The organism is Flavobacterium foetidum (assembly GCF_004634245.1).
GTDB classification, from domain to species: Bacteria; Bacteroidota; Bacteroidia; order Flavobacteriales; family Flavobacteriaceae; genus Flavobacterium; species Flavobacterium foetidum.
Genome location: NZ_SJTF01000001.1, coordinates 257,163 through 282,046, shown reverse-complemented (window position 1 = coordinate 282,046; position 24,884 = coordinate 257,163). Strand labels below are relative to the sequence as shown.

At 35.0% G+C, this 24,884-nt stretch carries 17 protein-coding genes and 1 pseudogene; 12 read left to right on the top strand and 6 right to left on the bottom strand.

Going from position 1 to position 24,884, the window contains the following annotated elements; translation table 11 throughout:
- The first annotated feature begins 85 nt into the window (after positions 1-85).
- Together E0W73_RS01205 and E0W73_RS01200 are read left to right on the top strand one after the other, a co-directional pair.
- Positions 86-844, top strand: a complete 759-nt coding sequence (locus E0W73_RS01205; protein WP_208730522.1) for a hypothetical protein — start codon at positions 86-88, stop codon at positions 842-844.
- Between the two features lie 152 nt (positions 845-996).
- Positions 997-1,299: a hypothetical protein gene (locus tag E0W73_RS01200; RefSeq protein ID WP_135220259.1), complete on the top strand. Its 303-nt coding sequence runs from the start codon at positions 997-999 to the stop codon at positions 1,297-1,299.
- Positions 1,300-1,354: 55 nt separating this feature from the next.
- On the opposite strand, the pseudogene E0W73_RS21535 reads toward E0W73_RS01200, so the two are convergent.
- Both E0W73_RS21535 and E0W73_RS01190 read right to left on the bottom strand, forming a co-directional pair.
- A pseudogene (locus tag E0W73_RS21535) lies at positions 1,355-1,585 on the bottom strand (transcriptional regulator); the annotation flags it as partial.
- Positions 1,586-1,718: 133 nt separating this feature from the next.
- Positions 1,719-2,489 (bottom strand): class I SAM-dependent methyltransferase, encoded by a 771-nt coding sequence (locus tag E0W73_RS01190; RefSeq protein ID WP_162847645.1) that lies wholly within the window; start codon positions 2,487-2,489, stop codon positions 1,719-1,721.
- 484 nt (positions 2,490-2,973) lie between these two features.
- Here E0W73_RS01190 and E0W73_RS01185 point away from each other — a divergent pair, with 484 nt between their 5' ends.
- Positions 2,974-4,506 (top strand): S10 family peptidase, encoded by a 1,533-nt coding sequence (locus E0W73_RS01185; RefSeq protein WP_135220258.1) that lies wholly within the window; start codon positions 2,974-2,976, stop codon positions 4,504-4,506.
- A 48-nt stretch (positions 4,507-4,554) separates the two neighbouring features.
- On the top strand, positions 4,555-5,061 hold the full coding sequence (locus tag E0W73_RS01180; RefSeq protein ID WP_135220257.1) for a GNAT family N-acetyltransferase: 507 nt from the start codon (positions 4,555-4,557) through the stop codon (positions 5,059-5,061).
- A gap of 337 nt (positions 5,062-5,398) precedes the next feature.
- On the opposite strand, the gene E0W73_RS01175 is transcribed toward E0W73_RS01180, so the two are convergent.
- The gene (locus E0W73_RS01175; RefSeq protein ID WP_244248410.1) at positions 5,399-6,007 is read right to left on the bottom strand and encodes a Crp/Fnr family transcriptional regulator; all 609 of its coding nucleotides are present in this window, start codon (positions 6,005-6,007) and stop codon (positions 5,399-5,401) included.
- A gap of 195 nt (positions 6,008-6,202) precedes the next feature.
- On the opposite strand from E0W73_RS01175, the gene E0W73_RS01170 reads away from it, so the two are divergent.
- The gene (locus tag E0W73_RS01170) at positions 6,203-7,321 is read left to right on the top strand and encodes a pectate lyase family protein (protein WP_135220256.1); all 1,119 of its coding nucleotides are present in this window, start codon (positions 6,203-6,205) and stop codon (positions 7,319-7,321) included.
- Between the two features lie 260 nt (positions 7,322-7,581).
- Here the strand turns inward: E0W73_RS01170 and E0W73_RS01165 are convergent, their stop codons facing one another.
- From E0W73_RS01165 to E0W73_RS01155, 3 genes are all read right to left on the bottom strand, one after another.
- Complete coding sequence (locus E0W73_RS01165; protein WP_135220255.1) at positions 7,582-7,965, bottom strand: DUF3037 domain-containing protein; 384 nt, start codon at positions 7,963-7,965, stop codon at positions 7,582-7,584.
- Positions 7,955-8,734, bottom strand: coding sequence for a HipA family kinase (locus tag E0W73_RS01160; RefSeq protein ID WP_135220254.1), 780 nt, complete (start codon positions 8,732-8,734; stop codon positions 7,955-7,957). The genes E0W73_RS01165 and E0W73_RS01160 overlap by 11 nt, the downstream gene beginning before the upstream one ends.
- Positions 8,735-8,915: 181 nt before the next feature.
- A complete protein-coding gene (locus tag E0W73_RS01155) occupies positions 8,916-9,764 on the bottom strand; it encodes an NAD(P)H-hydrate dehydratase (protein WP_135220253.1) in 849 nt (282 codons plus the stop codon).
- Between the two features lie 520 nt (positions 9,765-10,284).
- On the opposite strand from E0W73_RS01155, the gene gcvT reads away from it, so the two are divergent.
- The 7 genes from gcvT to E0W73_RS01120 all read left to right on the top strand — a co-directional run bounded on the left by gcvT (position 10,285) and on the right by E0W73_RS01120 (position 24,809).
- Positions 10,285-11,367 (top strand): glycine cleavage system aminomethyltransferase GcvT, encoded by a 1,083-nt coding sequence (gcvT, locus tag E0W73_RS01150; protein WP_135220252.1) that lies wholly within the window; start codon positions 10,285-10,287, stop codon positions 11,365-11,367.
- Between the two features lie 182 nt (positions 11,368-11,549).
- The gene (locus E0W73_RS01145) at positions 11,550-13,583 is read left to right on the top strand and encodes a S41 family peptidase (RefSeq protein WP_135220251.1); all 2,034 of its coding nucleotides are present in this window, start codon (positions 11,550-11,552) and stop codon (positions 13,581-13,583) included.
- Between the two features lie 299 nt (positions 13,584-13,882).
- Positions 13,883-14,596 carry a YebC/PmpR family DNA-binding transcriptional regulator gene (locus E0W73_RS01140; RefSeq protein WP_135220250.1) on the top strand — a complete coding sequence of 238 codons (714 nt, stop codon included), beginning with the start codon at positions 13,883-13,885 and terminating at the stop codon, positions 14,594-14,596.
- A gap of 301 nt (positions 14,597-14,897) precedes the next feature.
- Positions 14,898-19,619, top strand: coding sequence for a hypothetical protein (locus E0W73_RS01135; protein WP_135220249.1), 4,722 nt, complete (start codon positions 14,898-14,900; stop codon positions 19,617-19,619).
- 1 nt (position 19,620) lies between these two features.
- Positions 19,621-21,696 carry a fibronectin type III domain-containing protein gene (locus tag E0W73_RS01130; protein ID WP_135220248.1) on the top strand — a complete coding sequence of 692 codons (2,076 nt, stop codon included), beginning with the start codon at positions 19,621-19,623 and terminating at the stop codon, positions 21,694-21,696.
- Positions 21,697-21,699: 3 nt separating this feature from the next.
- Complete coding sequence (locus E0W73_RS01125; RefSeq protein WP_135220247.1) at positions 21,700-23,112, top strand: hypothetical protein; 1,413 nt, start codon at positions 21,700-21,702, stop codon at positions 23,110-23,112.
- 281 nt (positions 23,113-23,393) lie between these two features.
- Positions 23,394-24,809, top strand: a complete 1,416-nt coding sequence (locus tag E0W73_RS01120) for a hypothetical protein (protein WP_135220246.1) — start codon at positions 23,394-23,396, stop codon at positions 24,807-24,809.
- Positions 24,810-24,884 lie beyond the last annotated feature (75 nt).

Below are 24,884 nucleotides of genomic sequence, written 5' to 3'. Positions count from 1 at the left end.
GAACACAAAGAAATTCAAAAAATTAACTGAAACGTCACTAAGGTGATGCCTACTCTAGCAGAGAATAACATAAAGCAATAGAACAATGAACGACAGAATAAGTAAAATTGAAAACGATGTGCAGGACAGAAATTCTGATGCTTGGAAAAAGCTTTGCGAATATGTGGACAAAGTTGCCGATGAGAACATAGAAGAATTTTCTCCATTAGATGAACTTGGACAAGAACTATTCTCTCAAATTCATACTTTACCGGAGAGCATATCAAAGCTTAAAAAGGTGAAAAAAGTTTGGCTTTATGGAAGTAAAATAAAACGGATTCCGCCTGAAATTGGACAAATGAAATCGCTTGAATACTTTGACCCATATACTTCTTACAACTTACATTGGTTTCCTTATGAAATCAGTAAATGTATAAATCTAAAAGATAGCAGAGTAAGCACAAGAGCATTATTTGGAAACTATAAAAACCGAATGAGATTTCCTTTACTTACACATAATCCTGTTAGATATTTTGGCGAGACCTTGAAATGTAGTATTTGTGAGAAAGAAATCACTTATCAGCAAACAAATCAACTTTGGATAACTCTTCGTGTCGGGACAGATAATTTGCCTTTACTTGCAAATTTGTGCTCAAAGGAATGTGAAGACAAACTTCCAAAACCTGAAATTGGTTATGTAAACTTTGCTCATAAAGGTGGAGCTGACTTAAAACAACCGTCAGATAAAGAGTGGCATGAAATTATACAACAAAAGTACGAACAACAAAAACTAAAAATTCAAAATAAGAGTACACAAAACGAAGAACCAAAACTATTAAAACTAATAAGAAAAATATGGAATTGATCTGTTGTCAATCCCCGCAAGCGCCAGCACCTAAAAACTAAAAAATAAACAAAAATTATTATGAAGCTTTTCACATTATTTTTTTCAATATATCTAGTTTGCACATTTCATGAAATCAGAGAAAAGAAAGAAGAAAACCTTATTCTAGGAAAATGGAAAGTTCTGGATTGTTTTGCTCCGAAAAAGATGAAGTCCCTAAAGGTTTCTCATTTACTTTTTTAGAAAATGGAAAAGGTTATCTAGAGCACGAAAAAGTAATTGAAAAAGAAACTTTTATTTGGGAGACAAATTCAGACACACTAAAACTGAAATTCGAGCGTGAAAGTGAACTAAAAAACGTGCTTTTTAAAAAAGATAAATTTCTTTTTAGAAAGTTGCCTTATAATAAAAAACATATTGAATTACGATATTTAGATTTTAAAGAATGTGGTGTTGAATTAGAATTTATACAATAAAAAAAGAGACTTAATCAAAGATCTCTTCTCAATTTAATATATCTTCAAAAAACATTTACTTCCCATTCAATAACTTCTCCAAATACTCAACCTTATCTTTTTCAGCCTGCACCAAACGTTCGTAAAGTTCAACAACTTTGTCTAAAGGATTAAAAGTACAATTACAATTGTAATCACCTGAAGCAATTGCGCTATGATCTTGAAAAGTATTACCAATAATATTAAAAACCGCTTCTTCCGAAAAGTTTTTAATTGCTTCAACAGAAACGTCAAGAGCTTTTGCAACCTATTTTATCAAATACTATTTTCGTTATTTATATAAATCATTGTTTGTCAAACTACAATTAAACAAACCAATATTTATTTACTAAGCCATTTTCCAGCATAACTTTATTCCCACAGCTAAAGCTGTAGGCAATTCATTTCTTCGTCCCCAACAAATACAAAATCTTCGCAGGTCCGGATTTTACTTTTCCAACTTCCCAATTGAAACTTTCTTTGTTGTCTAATTTAGAAATCAATTCGTTCATTTCTTCAACAGAATAGGTTCTTAAAGTTGAAACCACGCCGTCCCACAAAACCAAAATGGGTACAAGTGGAATTAGATATGTAAAAATGATTCTGCCCATTTTAAACGGTCTGATAAAAGGCGTTGTCAGCAAAACAGAAATTGGCGAGAAAATCATCGCTACGAAGCTTGGTACGCTTCTCTCCTGCCCTTCAAAAATAGCTATCGAACTATTGGTATCAATTGCATTTTGCAGAATCTGTTGCGCGTCTTTCGGTTTAAAATGATGAAAAGACAAAAATTGCGTTCGAAGTCCGTTTAGGTTTTCGGGAACATTTCTGGCATCGACGGAGGTTTTTACAAAATCTAAATTATCAGCTTGTTTTTGTGTATGTTCGAATGCAGGAATATTGGGGAAATAATCCGTCAACAGAATTTTTAAATTGGGATTCTTTTTTCGTAATTCGGCGTTGAGCCAAATCAATCCGCCTCCTCCACCTGAAGCCAAATCTATAATTTGGTTGGTTTGACTTTCTTTTAAACCTTTTTCTATTATTGGAACAATTCCTTTATACATGGCGGTTTTATTCGAAAGAAACTGCAAAAAATCGGTCATATAATTTCTAATAAACTCTGGAAGCCATTGCTGATCTTCAAACTCAAATAAGTGTATCCTGCTCATACTTTATTGATTTTGTGTTCTATACAAATTTGATGATTTTTATTTGGATATTTACTTATTCTTACAAAGTAATCCCAGCAACATGGAAAATTTTTTTCTGACAGTATTGATTATGCAAATGTTGTCTTACATAATAGTTGATCATTACAAAATAAAATTTGGACGTTTTATAGTTCTGTTTCCATTTTTAATTCTTTTTTTAATTGTTTTTCCACTTCATTTTCAAATTGACGAGGAAGAATCTAAAAACTCAATCATTTGTTTCTATAATGCTTTTGCCTATTTCAATATTTATTGGAACATTGGCACATCTTTAGTTTTAACTTCACACTTGATTTATTGCTTTTTGATTAATAGAAAACCTAAAATTGCGAAAAAGTGATTATGCATAGTGCCATTTTACCTCCATTTTTTTTATATCTTTAAAAACTTTAATTAACATTCCCCAAACTCAGAACACTAAAATAATAACATGCCTAATTTTATGAAAAAGACATTACTTTCATTTCTCTTAGTTGGATTTTTAACGGGCTATGCGCAAGAATCAAAACCAGATTCGAAACCGAAAACACCTGCTGCAAAAGAAGAAAATTCACCTTCTAATCTTACTTTTAACCCAGATTATCAAGTTATCACCAATCATACCACTACCATTAAAGGTCAAAAGGTTTCGTACAAAGCAACAACTGGAACTATGCCTGTTTGGGATGAAGACGGAAAAGCTATTGCCGGATTATTTTATACGTATTACGAGCGCTCTGATGTAAAGGATCGCGATTCTCGCCCTTTGGTGATTTCTTTTAATGGCGGGCCTGGTTCTGCTTCGGTTTGGATGGAGATTGCTTATACCGGACCAAGCTTGTTAAATATTGATGATGAAGGGTATCCGTTGCAACCATACGGAATCAAAGAAAATCCTTATTCTATTTTAGATGTTGCCGATATTGTCTTTGTAAATCCTGTTAATACAGCATATTCACGGCCTACAAGCAAAGAAATCCCAACAACAAAATTCTTTGGCGTAAATGCCGACATTAAATATTTAGCCGATTGGATCAATGGTTTTGTAACACGTTCTAATCGTTGGGCTTCGCCTAAATATCTGATCGGAGAAAGTTATGGCACAACTCGTGTTTCGGGTTTAGCGCTTCAGTTGCAAAACAATCAATGGATGTATCTTAACGGAGTGATTTTGGTATCGCCAACTGATTTAGGAATAACTCGTGGCGTGGTTTCTAATGCCGCTCTTAAATTACCTTATTTTGCTGCTACGGCGTGGTATCACAAAGCGCTTAGTCCCGACCTTCAAAACAAGGATTTAACTGCGATGCTGCCAGAAGTTGAAGATTTTACGATAAACGAACTGCTTCCTGCCTTGAGCAAAGGAGGATCATTGGAGGAACAAAAGAGAAAAGAAATTGCTTCTAAAATGGCGCGCTATTCTGGTATTTCAGAGAAAGTGATACTTCAAAACAATCTAGACCTGCCCTATGATTATTTTTGGAAAGAGCTGTTAAGAGATAAAGGTTATACTGTAGGAAGGCTAGATTCGAGGTATAAAGGAATCGACCGTAAAGATTCTGGCGATAGTCCTGATTTTAATGCAGAGCTTACTTCTTGGCTGCATTCGTTTACACCTGCAATCAATATGTATGTACGCAATAATTTGAATTACAAAACCGATTTTAAATACAATATGTTTGGGTCTGTACATCCTTGGGACAGATCTAATGATAAAACGGGCGAAAACCTAAGACAAGCCATGGCACAAAATCCGTATTTGCATGTAATGGTGCAATCTGGATATTATGATGGCGCGTGCGACTACTTTAATGCCAAATACGATTTATGGCAAATGGATCCAAGCGGCAAATTAAATGATAGAATGTCATGGAAAGGCTACAGAAGCGGTCATATGATGTATTTGAGAAAAGCTGACTTAGAAACTGCTAATGAAGACATCAGAACATTCATAAAACAATCATTGCCAAAAGCTGGAGAGGCTGCAAAATATTAAATCTAATTTCTAATTTATTAGAAAACTAAATTACATTTACCATAATACATGATCTCAAAAGCATTACTCGAAGATATTCCGGCATTAGTCGCCTTAATCAATTCTGCTTACAGAGGCGAATCTTCTAAAAAAGGCTGGACAACCGAAGCGCATTTGCTTGAAGGAAAAAGAACCGATGAACAGGAAATGACCGAAATCTTTCTAGATCCAAAAAATACGATTCTGAAATTTACAGCAAACAATACGATTATTGGTTCGGTGTTGTTGGTTCAAAAAGAAAAACAATTGTATCTCGGAATGCTAACGGTTTCACCAGAACTACAAAACGGTGGTCTTGGGAAAAAGCTTTTGGCTGAAGCCGAAAATCATGCTAAATCTTTAGGATTGTCGAGTATCATAATGACGGTTATTTCGGTTCGCGAAGAACTTATCGCATGGTACAAACGCCATGGTTATGCAGATACGGGCGAGCGTGAGGCTTTTCCTGAAAGCGATATTCATGTAACGGTTTCAGAAGAACCTTTGGAATTTATCTACATGGAGAAAAGGCTTTAAGTTTTTTTTGCCGCGAAGGCTCTAAGGTACTAAGTTTTTTTTCTTTTTTAATGATCTCGCTCTTAGTATTTGTCATTTCGCGAAGGAGAAATCTCCGCGAGAAGCACGACAAAGATTGGCGATATACTTTGTGGAGTTACTTACGGAGATTTCTGGTTCCTCGAAATGACATACTAGATGGAACTTTATCTAAAAAGAATGTAAACTTTTTATTTGCTATGAATGTGTTAAGATATTTTGTTTCACGCAGATTTTGCAGATCTAAGCAGATTTATGAAAAATCTGCGTGAAAATACCTTTGTCACTTTGTCTTCTAAACCTTTGAACCTCTAAATAATCAAGAAACCGTTCTCTTAATCTTTGATAAAAATTCGTGTGAAACGCCCAAATACGATGACAGGTTCTTATTGTTTATCGAACTTATCTTCTGCGGATAACGCTCTTTAAAATCAAGATAACGCTGTTTGGAGGTTTTGTTTAAAACGTCTAAAAGGCGTTGTTGTATAGCGACATTGGCACGTTCGATCATCAGAACATGAAATTTAATGAGTTTTGGAATCACAGCAAACAAATAGGCTTTCTGCTTTTTGCTGATGACTACTATTTCACTGTCTTCAATTGCTTTGATGTTGTAAGTTGTGGGTTTCTGGTGATAAAAGCTTTCTAAATCGCAAATCCATTCGTTTTCAAAAGAAAAGAAAATTACCGTTTCGGTTCCGTTCTCGTTTAGAATGTAAGTCTTAAAAGATCCTTTTAAAATAAACCCTTCATAACTGCTGTTGGAATTCTGGATTTGTAGGAATTGATTTTTCTTGAGCTTAATGAGCTCAGCTTTTGAGACAATTATGTCCCATTCCTCATCGGTGAGCGGAATTTTTCGCTCAATGTTTTGTCTAAGTAGGTTGTACATGTCGTGGTTTTTGTAAGGAATAAATTTGTTTTTCAATTCATTATTAATTAGGGGCTTAAATAATGTAATCGATTACGTAAAAATACGCTATTTATGCATTTTTGTAAATTTACGAGTGTTAAAAAAACACATTTCGTAGATTTTTTTACAAAAGTTTGAACTTGTTCAACTTTTTTCCTACTTATAATGCAGAGTTTTGCGTTGTTAAACTTTATAAATAACCAAACAATTATGAACTTAAAATCAAAACTTTCAATGTTCGCAGCAACATTGGTTTTCGGATTTACTGCATGTAATTCTGAAGAAATCGTTTCTGATGCAGCAGCAGGAATCGAAACAGCAAACGAAACTACAGTTGATGCCCCATCAACCAATTTGACGGCAAAAATCGGAAACTGTGCCCAAGTTCCGGGTTGGGCTTCACAAAATGGAGGCACAACTGGAGGAGGTTCTGCCGCAGAAACAACCGTTACCACTTATGCACAGCTGAAATCTGCTATTGAAAACTCTTCTGTAAAAGTGATCAAAGTATCTGGAACTATCACAATTACAACAAGATTGTCGTTTCAGGACCAAACCGGAAAAACAATTTATGGTGCTAATGGCGCTAAATTGGTTTCGACGAATCAAACTAAAGACGGTTCTGGAATCATCAACATCAAAAGATGCAAAAACATTATTATCAGAAATCTGATTTTCGAAGGGCCTGGCGCTTATGATACTGACGGATGGGATAATGCCATCTTAGATGAATGCACAAACGTTTGGGTAGATCACTGCGAATTTAGAGATGGTGTTGACGGAAACTTCGATATCAAAAACAAATCAGATTACATATCAGTTACATATTCTAAATTCCACTACCTAAAACCGCCAAAAGCAGGAGGATCAGGAGGATCGGATGATCATAGATACTCTAACTTAATCGGTTCTAGTGACGGTGCAACTGGCGATCGTGGGAAATTGAGAATCACTTTTGCAAGATGCTGGTGGGCGCCTGGATGCAAGGAAAGAATGCCACGAGTTCGTTTCGGAAAAGTGCATATTGTAAACAGTTTCTTTAACAGTACGGTAAGCAACAAATGTATCGCTGCAGGTTTTGAAGCTGATATTCGTGTAGAAAGCAATGTTTTTGAAGGCGTAAAAAATCCAATCGACTTAATGAGCGGTTACACTGCAGTTACCGCAACTGATAATGTTTTTACAAATACATCTGGAAATCAGGCTGGAAACAAAACAGCTTTTACACCACCGTATTCAATCCTAAAATTAGACAAAACTGCTGTTAAATCTGATATTTCTGCAAATGCTGGAGCAACATTAGGGGGAAATATCTGCGGTTCTTTTTAATTGAAGAGCTTACAGCAAATATGAGTTAGTTTTTAGTTTTAAAACCACGTATTGCAGTGATGTAATTCGTGGTTTTTTATTTAACCGCAAAGAACGCAAGATTTTTGACTAATGAGATTTTTTATAAAACGCAAAAGTTCGCAAAGCTTTGTGTTAAATCTTTGCGAACCTTTGCGTAAATCCTTGCGCCTCTGCGGTTAAAAAAACTTTGTCACTTTGTCACTTTTTCTCTCTGCACCTTTGAGCCTACTAGCCTACTTTTAAAGAACTAATTCTTCAAACAAACGCTGCACGGTTTTCTCCAAATCCTGAGTCAATCCTGGATGAGGTCTTGAAGTTTGGATTGCTGAACTTCTAATTGCTGTTAACCATCGAAAACGCTCTGGAATCTCAAAGACAGCAATTGGTCCGCCGTCTTTGGCTCCGTTGGCTATTTTTACTAATGAAGTTAAATTACATTCTAATTGTTCAATGTCGAAATCGGAAGAAAGGGCTTGAATTCTTTCTTTATTAAGATGAAAAAGTACTTTTATAAACTTCGCTCTTTTGCAGAATAAAATGATTCCGATATTCAGGAATTCTTCGCGTTCTACCCTTGGCACAACACGAATCACAGCATATTCGTATAAGTGATTATCTTGCATTCTGAGCCTGATTTACAAATATTTCTGAATTCTCTAATCTGGTTTTTAGAAACTGCAAATACACATTTCGCAATTCTTCTGGTGTTTCGTCTGCATCTTCCCACTGCAACCAGTCTAGTGGAATAGTACTTACAATTTCTTCTAAAATTTCTGGAGTCAAAATGGCTTTAAATTCGGCATCGACTTCTTTTAAAAGTGAAGCCTGAGGCAATAAAACATGATCTTTTATCAATGCAAACGGACTTTTAGCATGCTGTTCCCAATTGTTCCAAGAATGATGAAAATACAGACATGCTCCGTGATCAATAAGCCATAATTCTTTGTGCCAGATGAGCATATTGGTGTTTTTGAAAGTTCGGTCAACATTGGTAATATAAGCATCCAGCCAAACAATCTGCGACGCTAATTTCGCATCTACGGTGGTTACAGCAGGATCGAAGGTTATAGCACCAGATAAAAAGTGAAGTGCTAAGTTTAATCCTTGACTGCCCTGCAATAAATCCTGAATTTCTTCATCGGCTTCTGTTCTTCCAAAAGCTTCGTCAAGATTGGCGAAAACTAATTCTGGTAATTGCAGTTTTAAAGCTTTGGCGATTTGTCCGCCCACTAATTCGGCTATAAGGGCTTTTACGCCGTGTCCGGCTCCCCTGAATTTTAATACGTATTTAAAGTCGTCATCGGCTTCTGCCAAAGCGGGTAATGATCCGCCTTCACGCAGTGGCGTTATATAACGCATGACGTTTACTGTTCTTAAGTCGAAATTTTTCATATTACAAACTTACTAAGGTTTTTGCCACTAAGGCACTAAGACACGAAGTTTTTTAATCTCATAGAGGCGCGGAGTCGCAAAGCTTAACTGAAAAAACCACATAAGTAATATAAGATTTTTAAGTTCCTATCTCATTGAACTTACATAACTTATATGGTTCAAAAACTTTGTGACTCTGTGGTTAAACTTCTAAACTCAAAAAAGCTTTTCCTAAATACTTAATAATTGTAGAGGCTGTAAAAGATTCGTAACCTGTTTTTGGCAAAGCGAGATCGGCTGTTAATCCGTGGAGATAGACTCCAAATTTTGAGGCATATTTGGGTTCGTAGCCTTGTGCTAAAAGACTTGTAAGGATTCCGGTTAAGGTATCGCCGCTTCCAGCTGTTGCGAGTGCTGCGTTTCCGGTGGTGTTTTCGTAAACTGAAGTTCTGTTGATGATAAAGGTCGGAGCGCCTTTCATGACCACAATGACTTTGTATTTTTCTGAGAAAGCAATTGTTTTCTGGAATTTTTCGGACTCTGAATTCCATTTGCCTATTAAACGTTCTAATTCTTTTGGATGAGGTGTTAGGATGGTGTCTTCTGGGACTAATTCCAGCCAAGACAAATTTTCTGACATAATGTTTAAAGCATCGGCATCGAGAACTAAAGGCACTTTATTGACTCTTAAAAATTCAAATAATGCTTTTTGCGTTCCGAGTTCTTTTCCTAATCCTGGTCCGATTCCGATGGCTTGAGGAATTAATGGCAGATGGATATTGGTAATAAAATTGGTATTTTCATCAGTAACCGTCATTACTTCTGGAATGGAAATCTGAAGAATTTGATAACCGCATTTTGGAATAAAAGTTGTTACCAATCCGCATCCTGATTTTAGGCAGGATTTGGAAGCTAAAATGGCCGCTCCGACTTTTCCGTAACTTCCGGCAATAATCACAGCGTGGCCTTGTGTTCCTTTGTGTGCGTGCGGATTTACGGGTTTGTAAATTTTTAAGATTTCTTCTTTTGTGATTAAATACGGAGACTTCATTTAGCTTCTTTTAGTTGTTGCGATTCATTTTTAAACACATAGAATCATAGTTTTATTTTGCGCATAAAGGCATTACACTTAAATCACTATAGACTTGAAAACTATGGGTTTGATTGACAGACTTAAAGGTTGCAAAGCTTAATTTTAACCACAAATTACACAAATTTTCGCAAATTAATTTGTGTGAATTTGTGAAATTTGCGGTTAAAAAACTTTTCTGAAAGTATAATTTTAGACTAAAATTACATAAAAAATTGAAATCATGAAACTATCTTTTGAACGGTCATTCCTAGCCCAGATTACAGTGGAAAGCCCGGAGTAAAAAAAGCAAAAGTTTCTTGTTCTAAAAAAGCGACCAACGGAAGCTCTTTTTAGAATATTAGAAACTTTGCTTTTTTTTGCGAGGACTTGTAACGGAAAGCTGGAATTGCTCCTAAATATTGCGAAATTTATAATTTAAGGTATTCGAAATCGATATTTTTTGAATAGATTTGCAGAACAATTTTTATAAAACAACACAATGAAAAATACTGCGCTTACGCACATACATGAAGGTTTAGGAGCAAAAATGCTTCCTTTTGCGGGTTATAACATGCCGATTACTTATGAAGGGGTTAATGCTGAACACGAAACGGTTCGTAATGGTGTGGGCGTTTTTGACGTTTCGCATATGGGTGAATTTTTGTTAACAGGTCCAAATGCTTTGGCTTTGATTCAGAAAGTGACTTCAAATGATGCTTCGACTTTGACGATTGGAAGAGCGCAATATTCTTGTCTTCCTAATAATGAAGGCGGCATTGTGGATGATTTGATTATTTATAAAATGAAAGATGAGCAGTATTTACTGGTTGTAAATGCTTCTAATATTGAAAAAGACTGGAACTGGATTTCGTCTCACAATGATTTGGGTGTTGAAATGAGAAACTTGTCTGATGATTATTCTCTTTTGGCAATTCAGGGACCAAAAGCGGTTGAAGCTATGCAGTCTTTGACTTCTGTTGATTTGTCTGCGATTGCTTACTACCATTTTGAAGTGGGTGATTTTGCTGGAATCGAGCATGTAATTATTTCGGCTACTGGTTATACTGGTTCTGGCGGATTTGAAATTTACTGTAAAAATGATGAGGTAGAACAGGTTTGGAACAAAGTTTTTGAGGCTGGAGCTTCTTACGGAATTAAACCAATTGGTCTTGCTGCCCGTGATACTTTACGTCTAGAAATGGGATTCTGTTTGTACGGAAATGATATTAACGATACGACTTCTCCGCTTGAAGCTGGTTTAGGATGGATTACGAAATTCACTAAAGATTTTACTAATTCTGAGGCTCTTAAAAAACAAAAAGAAGCTGGGGTTACTAGAAAACTGGTTGCTTTTGAAATGCAGGAACGTGCAGTGCCAAGACATGATTACGAAATTGTTGACGCTTCTGGCGAAGTAATTGGAATTGTAACTTCTGGAACGATGTCGCCTTCTATGAACAAAGGCATTGGTTTAGGATACGTAACTGTTGCAAACAGTGCTGTGGACAGTGATATCTTTATTAGAATCCGAAAAAATGATGTTCCTGCAAAAGTGGTCAAACTGCCATTTTACAAAAAATAATTATTCAAGAATTAATAGAAAACGCTGTAATTTAATTATAGCGTTTTTTTTTATTTATTACCGTTACATCAACTGTGATTTGTGAGATTTTTAGTTAAATTTCTGTAAGATTTTTTAGGAATAATATAAACGTGTATCGAAAAAATTAGCGTAACTTTAATTTGTGCTTAGTCGATAGTTATATGAAAAAAATTTTGCTGTTATTGTTACTTTCCACATCTCCTCTATTTAGCCAAAATACTGCAGGAACGTGTGCCATTTTGAATAAGATTAACAGTGTAATACAGCAGGAGCATTTAAAACCAAAAATGGTAGACGACAGTTTATCTGTTTTTGTTTTTGACAACCTTATGAACGAGCTGGATCCATCTCGTAACATTTTTTTTAAAAGCGAATACGAGGAAATGTCCTCAAAATACAGGTTGAATCTCGACAATTTGATTTTAAAAAATGATTGTGGATTCTTAAATGATATTACATCAAAATATATCGTTGGGCTAAAAAGAACCAAAGAACTTCTTGAAAAACTACAGTCGGTTCCTTTTGATTATTCAAAAAAAGACACTATTCGTTTTTATAAAAAATCGTTTGCTTTTTATCTTAAAAAAGAAGATTTGGAAAAAGTCTGGCGCAAAAAAATTCGCTACCAAATTTTGGATGATATAGCAGAAAGCAGTGAAAATCTGGATTCTCTCAAAGCTAATTTTACATCTATTGAAGCCAAATCAAAGAAAACAATTTTGTCTAACGAAATCTGCCGTATCAGTACGCTGCTCGAGACCAAAACTAATCAGGAAGAAAATCTATATAATTTTTTCTGCACCTATTTTGACCCTCATACTGCCTATTTCAGCGATGACTCGAAATCGAGTTTTGTAGCTTCACTCTCAAAAGAACATTTGTCTTTGGGAATGACGGTAAATCTTAACGAAAAAAATGAAATCATAGTTCATGAAATCGACCCAAAAGGCCCAGCTTATCAAACCGGACAGATTAAAAAAGGAGACCAGATAATCTCTGTTTCCAATCATAAAGAAACTTTGCAGGTATCCTGCGCTTCTCTCGAATCTATTTCGACCATGATTTTGTCTGAGGCCAACAAAAGCCTTATTCTTACGCTAAAGCGAAATTCTGGTAAAAACTTTGACGTGTATATCGAAAAGCAAGTTATGAAAGACGAAGAAAATTCGGTTTTTAGTTTTATTATCGGAAAAGAAAGTAAAATCGGTTACATCAAAATTCCGAGTTTCTATGCAGATTTAGATGGAAATACTCGCAAAGGCTGTGCTGATGACGTCGCAAGAGAAATCATAAAACTCGAACGCGACGAGATTAAGGGTCTTGTGATCGACCTTATCGATAACGGAGGCGGTTCAATGGAAGAAGCGATAAGACTTGCAGGAATGTTTGTAGATTACGGACCGCTTTCTATCGTGGTAGACGGTAAAAAAAACAAATCGGTTATAAATGATCCTTATCGGGGCATGATTTACAAAGGCCCTATCGTTGTTCTGATAAACAGCAATACAGCATCGGCGAGCGAGTTTTTTGCTTCAATCATGCAGGATTACAATCGTGCTCTTCTGGTTGGAAGCAATACACTCGGAAAAGCAACGATGCAGACCATTCTTTCGCTTGACGAAGAAAAAAATACTGATTTCTTGAAAATCACTATCAATAAATTTTACAGAGTTACGGGTAAAAGTCATCAATATGTCGGCGTCACTCCAGATGTTGTACTGCCAGAATTCTACGAAGATATTTACCAGAAAGAAAGTGATTTTCCGACGGCTGTTAAAAATGACAGCTTACAGCCTTTTTTAAAATACAGACCGTATTTCAAAAGAGCTTTGATTGATAAAATTGCTAAAAATAGTACTGCAAGACTTGCCGATAATTACTTTTTTAACAACATCCGTAAAATAAACCAGAAAATAGATCAGCTGATAAATGTTCCTAAATCTGAGATACCGATGACGCTGGATGCCGTTTTTAACCAAAAAAAAGACATCAGCACACTTTGGACAGAAATTAACACTTTCAACGATGAAAACAATCCGCTCGACGTTTACAATTCAACTGTAAATCAGTATCTGCTTGGTACCTTTCCGACGGATAAAACGATTAATCAAGATCAGATGGATAATCTTAAAACGAATCCATATCTGAACGAAGCTGTAAACATTATTAATGAATTTAATGGCATTAGTAAGTAAAGGATTGGTTTCAGGTTTCAGGTTTCAGGTTTTACCGCAAAAGTTTTTTTTAACCGCAAAGTTTACAAAGGTTACGCAAGGTTCGTAAAGCTTTATTCACATAGCTTTGCGAACTTTTGGATTTTATAAAAAATTCTTTGTGTGCTTTGCGTAAATCTTAGCGCACTTTGCGGTTAAATTCAGCACAAGCCATAAAACTTGAAACATGAGACCTTAAATATGAAACAAAAAAAGAGCAATTTTGTTTTTGGAAAATAAGGAATAACTGTATTTTTGCATCACAAAACTAAAAATTAGAAATGGGAAGAGCATTCGAATTTAGAAAAGGAAGAAAAATGAAACGCTGGTCAGCAATGGCCAAAACTTTTACCAGAATTGGTAAAGATATCGTAATGGCTGTAAAAGAAGGCGGTCCGAACCCTGACGCAAATTCTAGATTACGAGCTGTTATACAAAATGCGAAAGCTGCCAACATGCCAAAAGACAATGTGGAGCGCGCGATTAAAAATGCTAGCAACAAAGATACTGCAAACTATAAAGAGATTCTTTTTGAAGGATACGCTCCTCACGGAATTGCAATTTTGATTGAAACTGCTTCTGACAATAACAATAGAACGGTTGCCAACATCCGCAGTTATTTCAACAAATGCAACGGTACAATGGGAACTCAGGGTTCTGTTGAGTTTATGTTTGACCACACTTGTAACTTCAGAATTGCAAAAGAGGGTATCGATGCTGAAGAATTAGAGTTAGAATTAATTGATTTTGGAGCTGAAGAGGTTTTTGAAGACGAAGACGGAATCTTAATTTACGCTCCTTTTGGAAGTTTTGGTGCTTTACAGAAAGAATTGGAAAACAGAGGTCTTGAAATTTTATCTTCTGGTTTTGAACGTATTCCGCAAATCACTAAAGAATTGACCGAAGCCCAAATCGCAGACGTCGAAAAACTAATCGAGAAAATCGAAGAAGATGATGACGTTATGAACGTTTATCATACTATGAAAGAAGAATAGTATACAGATAATATAATAAAAATATTTAAGCTTCAGATAATTCTGGAGCTTTTTTTATTCAAAATGTGGAAACCCGTAAGGTTTTATTTAATTTAATTTCTATTTTTGGCAAAATTTTAATAGTCTATTACGTTTTAAACTAACACAAATCTTAAATATGATATAAACTTTACTCTTTTAAATAGCTTGATTTTTAACAAATTAGATTCCCATTTTGTATCCAAAAACAAAACTTTCTGTTAAAAATCACATCTATATCTGATCCCCTTTTCTCCAAAAACATAACCAAACCTACTATAAATTGAAAAAAATTACTTCAAAGTATACTTCTTTTGTATTAAGTATCGTTTTATTTCTTGTAAGTTTTACTAGTTTTTCTCATACTTATCTTGATACAATAAGTAATAAGAAGAAACCTCTTCCTTCAAATAATGTTATTTCAAACAGTGCGCTTAATTTAGCTTCTCAACCCTTTCAATACCGTCAAAATACTGAAAGTGAATTTACTGATAGTTATCTTCAAAAAAATTATCCCGTATCTCAGGAGACCAATGACAATTTAAATAAGGCAAAAGCTACTTTTGAAGAAATCGAAAAAAACAGTAATGTCACCGATTTTCTTGAACCGAAAAAATTATCAATGCTTCCTCTTGGTATCAAGAAGACAATTGGAGGTATTCAATATATGCTTGGAATCAGCAGTGCGAAGTTTACACCTAAATATACTGAATTAACTGCTTTTGTTAGAATTATTATACCTCAAGGGGATTCTAGCGGCAAAATGAAGGAATTATTCTTCGGTGCCAACAATATCAAGCTATCTCATAAAGGAGGATTAGTTGGAGACACTAATTTGGTTTTGCTAGGCGATTTTCCGATAAAGATGTTTGGAGAAAGCTCTCTCCTTATCTTAAAAGGAGGAATGGATATGACAACTGGTAACATCCAAAACAAAACATATGTTACAATTGATTGTAATGGTTTCAAAGAACTTGGTATTACGGCTGATTATGAATTTTCAAGAACTGTACTTGAACCTGTAGACGATCAATATAATATAATTCCCAGTCCTAAAAGAGTAACCGCAAGTTTTAAAACTGTAGTTACCAACTGGAATGATATTTTAGTAGAACTTTCTCTTCCTAAATTTAAATTAGCATCCTCTAAAAAAAGTTTATGTTTTGAGCTAAATACTGCTGTATTAGACTTTAGTGATATTAGAAACTCTACCTCAATAGTCTGGCCTAAAGATTATGAAAAAGATTATCTCGTTCCTGGAAACGAAAATTTATGGAGAGGTTTATTCGTTAAATCCCTAAAAGTAGTTCTCCCTGAAGAGTTTAAGAAGAAAGGAAGTGATAAAAGACTGACATTTGAAGCCAGTAACTTATTAATAGACCGAGTAGGAGTTTCTGGTACCTTTACCGCAAGTAATATTTTAAGTCTTGACGAAGGAAATGCGTCTGGATGGCAGATTTCTGTTAATGATATCAGCTTGACGCTAAGAGCTAATTCATTAGTAGCAGCTGGATTTGGCGGTGACATCCTTTTACCTGTTTCCAGCCAAGGATCCAAATGTGCAGGTAATACAAGATCGGAACTCGCTTATAAAGCAATAATAGACCCTTTAAATGATGAATATCTATTAAATGCGTCTGTTTCCAATGGTCTCTGTTTCCAAGCATTTAAAGGAACAGCAGTTATAGAAAAAAACTCCTATGTAGAAATAAAGGTAAAGGAAGGCAAATTTTTACCTAAAGCAGTTCTCTACGGTACACTATCACTAAAAGCAAGTAGTAAACCTATTACGGCTCAAGAAGCAATTGCCTTAGAAAAAACAACCTCTACAGCAACCTCTGCTACTGGCGAAAAGAAAGAAACAGTATCTTTTAAAGGACTGATCTTTCAAAACTTAATGTTGCAGACCGTTTCTCCCTATATTAGCGCAGATTATTTTGGATATAAAAATGTGCAAAATGATGGTTCTACTGTAAGCAACTTCCCTGTAACCATTAATGAAATTGCTTTAGTCTCAACTGATGAAAGTGCCAGCTTAAAAGTTGACATTGCTGTTAATTTGATGGAAAATCAGTTTAACGGCCAGACTAAATTTTATGTCGTTGGGAAATTTGGCAAAGAAGAAGGGATTCAAAAGTGGAAATACGACCACCTCAAATTTGAAACCATCTCACTTGCTGCCGATCTTGGTGGTGTTAAGTTTAAAGGGAGCATTACTATTTTGGACAATGACCCTATTTACGGAAATGGTTTTAAGGGAATGCTTGGTGCCGACTTTACAGGGGGCATAAAAGTAGAAGCTAATGCTATTTTTGGCTCAACCACTTTTAGATACTGGTATGTTGATGCCATGGTTGACAATCTTAATATTCCTGCTGGAGCCATAACTTTCAAAGGTTTTGGTGGTGGTGCATATTATAAAATGAAAAAAGATGGGTTCAGTAATAGATTTGTTGCCTCTGGATCTAATTATGTACCCGACGCCGATTCTGGTCTTGGTGTAAAAGCCATGATCAAATTTGCAGGAACTGCAACTGCCGATGCTTTTTGGGGAGGCTGTGGTTTTGAAATTGCATTTAATACGCACGGTGGTATAAACAGGATCAGTATCTATGGAGAAGGTCACGTAATGCAGCCATTTAAAATACCTATTCCCGAAGAATTAACAAGTGCTTTAAAAGCTGTTACAGAAAGTGAAGCTTTACTTTCAAAAGTCGCTGTTGAAGCTCTAAAAACATCCAATTTATCGAAAGCTGCTCAGGATTTTTATCCTAATGAAGTACAAACTTCTATGGGAATCAATGCCTTTGCTGCGATAGAATATGACTTTAGACTTAAAACTCTTCATGGATCTTTTGATTTATATATAGATACTCCAGGAGGTTTTATTAAAGGACGAGCTTCTGGAAACAGAGCTGGATGGGCAGTTTTACACTTTGCTCCAGACAAATGGTACATTCGTATGGGTACACCTACAGATCGATTAGGAATAAAACTTGCAATTGGCTCGCTCGCTGTAGAAGCTGGAGGCTACTTTATGCTTGGTGATGATATTCCTGCCAGCCCTCCTCCTCCTCCAATTGTTGCCAAATTATTAGGCGTAGATGTTGCTACACTTGACTATATGCGAGACGAAAATAGTATTGGAAATGGTAAAGGTTTTGCGTTTGGATCTGATTTTAGCTTAAGCACAGGAAATATAAGCTTCTTGATGTTTTACGCTAGTTTCGATTGCGGATTTGGTTTTGACATTATGGTAAAAGATTATGGCGAAGCGGCCTGTAAAGGATCGGGACAAATTGGTCTTAACGGATGGTATGCCAATGGTCAATCTTATGCTTACATGCAGGGTGAACTTGGAATCAACGTAAAATTGTTCTTTGTAAAGAAGAAAATATCCATTATAAAAGGAGGAGGTGCCGTCTTACTGCAAGCCAAATTACCAAACCCTCTCTGGATTCGGGGTTATATGGCCGGTTCGTTTGATTTGCTCGGTGGCTTAGTGCGAGGAAGTTTTAGATTTAAAGTCGAATTTGGAAAACAATGTGAATTTATAAATGCTAACCCTTTAGAGGGCTTAAAATCAATTGCTGATATTAAACCTTCAGAAGGAACCAAAGATGTAGATGTATTTACCGTTCCGCAAGTTGGCTTTAATATGCCTGTTGACAAAAACTTTAAGATTGAAGATGATCAGGGCACAAAAACATATCGCTTAAAGCTAGAAGAATATACTATTAAAAAAGATGGTGTTCCAGTAGCAGGAAGTGTAAGCTGGAATGAAAGAGGCGATTTGGCTAGTTTTAACTCTGTTGAAGTTTTGCCACAACATTCAGATTTGGTCTTAACCGTAAAAGTAAGTTTTCAGGAATATACAAATGGCACATGGAAAACCATAACCGATCAAGGGCAAATTGCTATGGAAACAGAAACTAGAAATTTCTCTACCGGAGCAGCTCCAAACAATATTCCTGTGAGTAATATTGCTTATTGCTACCCTGTTTTTGATCAGAAATATGTTTACCAAAATGAAAGCAAGAAGGCTTATGTAGTTTTAAAACAAGGACAAACTTATTTGTTCGAATTAAAACCTGGACAGTCTCAAAAAGCATTTTACAAAACGGGAACTAAAACAGATACTGCAGCATTAACCTATGATAGTTCTCTTAAAAAAGTAAGCATTGATATTCCTGTTTTGCAAACAGCAAAACCGTATAATTTAACTTTAATGACCTTGGAAACAAAAACAGATGCCAATGGTAATTTAACCGAAAGTTATACAAAACAAGATTTAGGAGCAGATGCTGATGTGAGTGTTAAAGACAATAAACTGGCTGAAACAGTTGTTGGTGGCGATGGTGTTGAGTTGTTACAATATAATTTCAACACAAGTCAGTACAATAGTTTCCAAGAAAAAATGGCAGCTAAAAAACCTAAACAAACATTGGTAGAAATTATTTATATGGATGTTCATGCACTTCAATCGCAAAATAATTCGACTGAACCATTTGATGAAATCGAATTGATAGGAAATGCGAAAACATTAAATGTACCATTGGTAAATACAGAAGCCGTATTAGATGATACTTATTATAAAGAAGAAATCTATCCATTAATCTATAAAGGATATCCATTAGAAAATGATTTGAAATTTGACAGAAATACAGCCTTGTTAGGAATTCCTCCAACGAAAGGTGTTGAAACATTAGTATGGTATCAGGATTACATTTTAAACAATCCTAATAGTTTTATGTTGAAAGAGTATTTGCCATATCGCTATAACTTACCTTTTTATTACAAAAATGATTTTCGCGATTTAAGATATAAAATTGTCAATAAATATTACAACACAGGTAATCAGAGTATGATTGCTAAATATGATTATATCATTAATGGAGAATTTCCATACATTAAAAAAGGACTTTATAACATAAAATTGGTTTATACATTACCAGGAGGACAACCGGGAACAAGCTCAGTTTTTACATTCAACAAATCAAATTAATATGAATTTTAAATTTTTACTTATTTTCTTCTTTATTGCAATTGGAATATCTAATGCGCAAGATAAACAGGCAAAAGATACCGTACAAGACAATAAAGAAATAGGTATACAACTTATAGCAAGAGTTCAAAAAGATAAAATTTTATTACGTTGGGCTGTTAATGATCCCATTGCTTGGAAAAAGCTAAACCGATATGGATATTTAATTGAAAGGGTTACAGTTACAAGAGACAAAAAGACCCTTGCAAATCCTGAAAAAGTGGTTTTGGCAAAAGTGCTAAAACCAGAGCCAATTGAGGCATGGGAAAAAATCATAGAAACAAATGACGATGCGGCTATTGTGGCACAAGCCCTTTATGGTGAAGACTTTGCGGTTACTGGAGCGGATAATATGGAGGCAATCGTAAATCTATCAGAAGAAACACAGCAACGATTCACGTTTGCATTGTACAGTGCTGATAAAGATTTTCAAATCGCAAAAAAAGCAGGATTAGGTATTGAAGATAATACAGTTAAACCTAATGAAAAATACATTTACAGAGTCAGCTCTAATGTACCTGAAACGGAAATGAAGATTTTATACAGTGGTGTATTTGTTGGTTTAAAAGATTATGAACCAATGCCTAAACCAATAGATTTTACAGCCAATTTTACAGATAAAAGCGCTATGCTGAGCTGGAATTTCAAAATTTTAGCACATGCTTATGGCAGTTATTATATTGAGCGATCAACAGATAAGCAAAATTTCAAGAGAATTACTGACAAGCCTTATACTAGTTTAAGTCAGGAAAATTCAAATAATAATAGAATATTTTATATCGATTCTATTGCCAATAATACCGCATACAGTTATAGAATTCAAGGTATTTCATCTTTTGGAGAACTTGGGCCTTACTCAGATATTGTTTCGGGAAAAGGTAAAGAGTTACTAAAATATGTACCTCATCTTACAGTAAAAGAATTTAAAGATGATACAACCGTAAACTTAATTTGGGAATTTCCTGAAGAGGGAAATAATGAAATTACTGGATTCGAACTTAATCGTTCTGATGAGGATGGCGGAAAATATACCACCGTCGTAAAAAATATTTCGCCTAAATCTAGAAATGTTGTTTACAATAAATTATTACCTAGCAATTATTTTACGCTTACTGCTGTAGGAAAAAATGGAAACAGCAGAACCTCTTTTCCAATGCTGGTACAGCCTGTAGATTCTATTCCTCCTGCTAAACCTATTGGTTTGAAAGGGACAATAGACAGCTTGGGAGTTGTTAAGCTAACATGGACACCTAACAGAGAAAAAGATATGTTGGGTTACAGAATTTATAAAGCCTACAATGCTGATGAAGAATACAGCCAATTGACTGTAAGTCCAAGTGAGTCAAACACTTTTGAGGATAAAGTTGTTATAAAAACATTGAATAGTAAAGTTTATTACAAGATTATTGCTGTCGATTATCGCTATAATATGTCTGTTTTTTCAGAACCGTTGATATTAAAAAAGCCAGATTTAATTCCTCCTGCTTCACCTGTATTTACAAAATATGAAATAAAAGATGGATCCGTTTTTCTTGAATGGGCCAATAGTTCAAGTGATGACGTCGCTGTACATCAATTATACCGAAGAGAAAATGACCAGCAGGATTGGGCTTTAGTTTTGGAAACTAAAAATAAAGAAGAAAAATATCAGGATAAGAATGCTATAGAAGGTAACTCTTACTCCTATGCTATATATGCAAAAGATGAAAGCAATTTGGTTTCGATTCCTTCGCCATTTCTAAATTTATTTATTCCTAAATACTCCCTGCTTCCCCCTGTTAAAGGATTTTTTGCACAAGTAAACAAAACAATTAATACAATTGATTTGTCTTGGGATTATTCCAATGAGGTAGAAAGCTTTGAAATCTATAAATCTTCAGATAAAGATGCTTTACAGTTAATTCAAATCGTTGCAGGAAAAACAAAACGTCTATCTGACCCTACAATTACTGTAAATACTAATTACAAATACGGTATTAGAGCAGTAGCTAAAGATGGCAGAATGTCTAAAATGGATTTTTACACGGTAAAATTTTAAGATATGAAGAAACTCCTATTTTTATTATTATTCATTTGCAGTACTGGCTCTTTTGCTCAAAAGTACTACACCATAACAATCAAATCTGAATCTTACCTTGGTAATTTTAGGTGGTGGCTTGAAGTAAAAAATAACGGAGAGTATCGTACGGAAATACAGAGTGAATTTACTGGAAGTACTATAGAAGAAACTTTTGAAATACCTGTAGCAAGTGAATATCGATTTTATATTTTGCCTAATTATGGACAAGGAGGTGTTCAATATGCTGAATTTGACAATTACACATTAGAAGATGTTGTATACGCAGGCGGTGAAGCTGGATTTGTAGCAAAAGAAGCTTATAACAATAGTCCTGTGTCGGGATATATTACGATAAAATCAGGAAAACCACATATGCAGATTCAAACCTCTGCTACAAATATATGTTTTGGAGATGAAGTAACGCTAACTGCTTCACCAGCTGGTTATTCTTCATCACCTCAAAATGATTACCCTGCAAATGCGGAGTACTATTGGTATTACAGCTTAGATGGAGGACAAACCTGGAGCAATCCTAATGTAGAATTTAGTGGACTTAATACGCAATTTAAAATTGAAAAACTTATAGAAAGAGATTTGGAAAGAAATCCAGCTTTAAATAAAGGTAATATATTAATAAAAATTGGTGCAAAATATAGTAATACAACTGAGTTTAATGACAATCAACCTATCAGCATAGATTATGAACATTGTTCGCCAGAAGTAACAAACATAGCTTACACTGCTCCTTTATGCAGTGGAGGTGAGATACCAAATGTTGTCTTAACTTTCAACAGGAACTTAACGTCTGGGGAGCAATTACGCTATTTTCAAATAAAAAGAGTAGATGTAGGTATAGATCCTGTAACTGGGCTACCTCAGAACATTTTTGTACCCTATCCTTCTTATGGAGAAGGAAATCCAAACAATGGATTAATAACAAGTTTTCAAGAAAGTACACCAAATACTTTTACTTACACCATATCAAATCTAACTGGTTTAGAAAATAATGCCATTTACAAAGTAGAATATCAAGCGTTCAAAAACGACAAAAACATGGCAATTGTAGATTCGCCGGCTTCTGAGAATTTTACGTTTAAGGATCCTGCTCCCTTAACTTTCGAATTAGAAGCATCTAATCCTCAATGTCATAATGGTTCTGGCATCGTTAAAATAACTGCTCATGGAGGTTCTGGAGAATACTATTATTATTCTTTGGATGGAGGCCAGACAAAAACTCGATTTACCAATACAACAACAGTTACAACATCCATTGTAAATGGAAAAGCAGTTGAAACACGTTCTGGTTTTCAGCAAATTGAATTACCGACAACTGCGACAATCGCTCATACTATTTTAGTTACAGATGGAAACGGCTGTGTCGAAAAAAATATTTAACTATGAAAAAATTGTATTTAGTGTTTTTATTAGTTTTTGTCTCGCATCCATTTGGGTAGACATATGATATTATTTTTAGATTCAGCGACTGAAACTACAATTTCATATACAAGGCGGCACTGGAGATTATGTGTTTTATGTTGATGATGTAAACAGACCAATCCAGAACCAAAAAAAGAACAAGATGAGTATTACCACCTAAGAGGATTAACCCACACAGCAAATAATAATATAAAGTAACTGACAGCAATGACTGTATTGAAAAAAACTAATCCCCAAATATGAAAAAACTTTACTTTCTTTTTATTATACTAACTTCATCTCTAATATTCTCTCAAACTCCCCCTACTTATTCAGTTGATGTAGAATATTATAGATTTTCAAACGGTTGTAATAATTCTAATGTACCTGCACAGACAAGAAAAACTTGTGATGCCAATACTACCAGCTGGAATTTAAAAAACGGCAGTACAACAATTGCCACAGAAAACATTTCTTTATCATCAGTAACAAACACATATTCTATACCTCTTTTATCTTCTTACAGCTTATCGGCTCAGGTTTTTTGTAGTTGCAGTGGCGGCGTGCCATCTGTTCCGTATTATGTTTGTAGTGAATCTGCAACTCAAACCATTTTAGCTAATGGGTATACTTACAATGGCGTCACAACAAATGCTTATGGAATAGAAAGGTCAATAATGTCAGGCGGTTATGCGGGTGGTTTTTCGATTGGTCCAAGCACACAAGTCTGTATTGGTACTGTTGTAGTTAAGAATTTTAGACCAAATGGCATTACAATAAGCAAAGTAAATCCAAGCATTCCAGCAGAATATATTGCGGGTCAGCAAGTAGATTTTTTTGCTGTAACACCAGGCTCTGCTGGCACCAGATTTCCTGATGTAGCTTATCATTGGCAGTATTCGTTAGATAACAAAGTAACATGGATCGATGTTCCGGTTAGTATGAGCAACAGACCTAATCCGAGTTTCTCTATTAAGGATTTATTAGGAGAAATTGATCACGTTAATCACTTTGGCCCAATCGACTTTAGACTTGGTTACAACAATCGTGCTTTTACTGAGCCATATAGAATAGTGTATAAGCCTGGAACTGTATTAGTAAAAGACAGAACATTCGAAAACCCTAATTGTTACGAAGATGATGTAAAGAATTTGGTTGTCTATTTTGATAGAAAATTAGAAACTGGTGAAACTTTATCTATACTGCATATAGTTCCTTACCCTAAACCAGCACAAGTTACACCAATGTTAGTGCAACCAGAAGTTACCGCTTTAACTTATGATGCTGATACAAAATGGTATAAGTATAAATTTAATATACCTTCAGGCACTAATCTTGAAAATAGATACTACGTAATTGAATATCAGTCTTCAGTTAATGGAGTACCAAAAGGAACTCTAACAATGGGAGAACCTTTTCTATATGAAGCTCCTGCACCTGTCAAATTTATCATACAACCATTGACACATCCATCCTGTAACAATGACCTTGTCGAAGTAAAAATGAATGTCATGGGAGGAACAGGTACTTATAGATTTTATGTAGATAATACTCTAATATCACCAACCCCAATTAAAGAGAGTGATGGCTTTTATCATATTAGAAATCTTAATCCCACCGCAGAAAACATAATAAAAGTAACTGACAACAAAGACTGTATTGAAAAAAACATTTAAAAGTTACTGTTTACTAACATACTGTGGTATACTAAAATAGATTGAACTGGATTTTCTAAAATCTCTTATCAATAA

Excerpts from the sequence above, each read along its gene's own strand:
- E0W73_RS01205 (WP_208730522.1), top strand. The coding sequence starts at position 86 with ATGAACGACAGAATAAGTAAAATTGAAAACGATGTGCAGGACAGAAAT.
- E0W73_RS01200 (WP_135220259.1), top strand. The coding sequence starts at position 997 with ATGGAAAGTTCTGGATTGTTTTGCTCCGAAAAAGATGAAGTCCCTAAA.
- E0W73_RS01190 (WP_162847645.1), bottom strand. The coding sequence starts at position 2,489 with ATGAGCAGGATACACTTATTTGAGTTTGAAGATCAGCAATGGCTTCCA.
- E0W73_RS01185 (WP_135220258.1), top strand. The coding sequence starts at position 2,974 with ATGAAAAAGACATTACTTTCATTTCTCTTAGTTGGATTTTTAACGGGC.
- E0W73_RS01180 (WP_135220257.1), top strand. The coding sequence starts at position 4,555 with ATGATCTCAAAAGCATTACTCGAAGATATTCCGGCATTAGTCGCCTTA.
- E0W73_RS01170 (WP_135220256.1), top strand. The coding sequence starts at position 6,203 with ATGAACTTAAAATCAAAACTTTCAATGTTCGCAGCAACATTGGTTTTC.
- E0W73_RS01165 (WP_135220255.1), bottom strand. The coding sequence starts at position 7,965 with ATGCAAGATAATCACTTATACGAATATGCTGTGATTCGTGTTGTGCCA.
- E0W73_RS01160 (WP_135220254.1), bottom strand. The coding sequence starts at position 8,734 with ATGAAAAATTTCGACTTAAGAACAGTAAACGTCATGCGTTATATAACG.
- E0W73_RS01155 (WP_135220253.1), bottom strand. The coding sequence starts at position 9,764 with ATGAAGTCTCCGTATTTAATCACAAAAGAAGAAATCTTAAAAATTTAC.
- gcvT (WP_135220252.1), top strand. The coding sequence starts at position 10,285 with ATGAAAAATACTGCGCTTACGCACATACATGAAGGTTTAGGAGCAAAA.
- E0W73_RS01145 (WP_135220251.1), top strand. The coding sequence starts at position 11,550 with ATGAAAAAAATTTTGCTGTTATTGTTACTTTCCACATCTCCTCTATTT.
- E0W73_RS01140 (WP_135220250.1), top strand. The coding sequence starts at position 13,883 with ATGGGAAGAGCATTCGAATTTAGAAAAGGAAGAAAAATGAAACGCTGG.
- E0W73_RS01130 (WP_135220248.1), top strand. The coding sequence starts at position 19,621 with ATGAATTTTAAATTTTTACTTATTTTCTTCTTTATTGCAATTGGAATA.
- E0W73_RS01125 (WP_135220247.1), top strand. The coding sequence starts at position 21,700 with ATGAAGAAACTCCTATTTTTATTATTATTCATTTGCAGTACTGGCTCT.
- E0W73_RS01120 (WP_135220246.1), top strand. The coding sequence starts at position 23,394 with ATGAAAAAACTTTACTTTCTTTTTATTATACTAACTTCATCTCTAATA.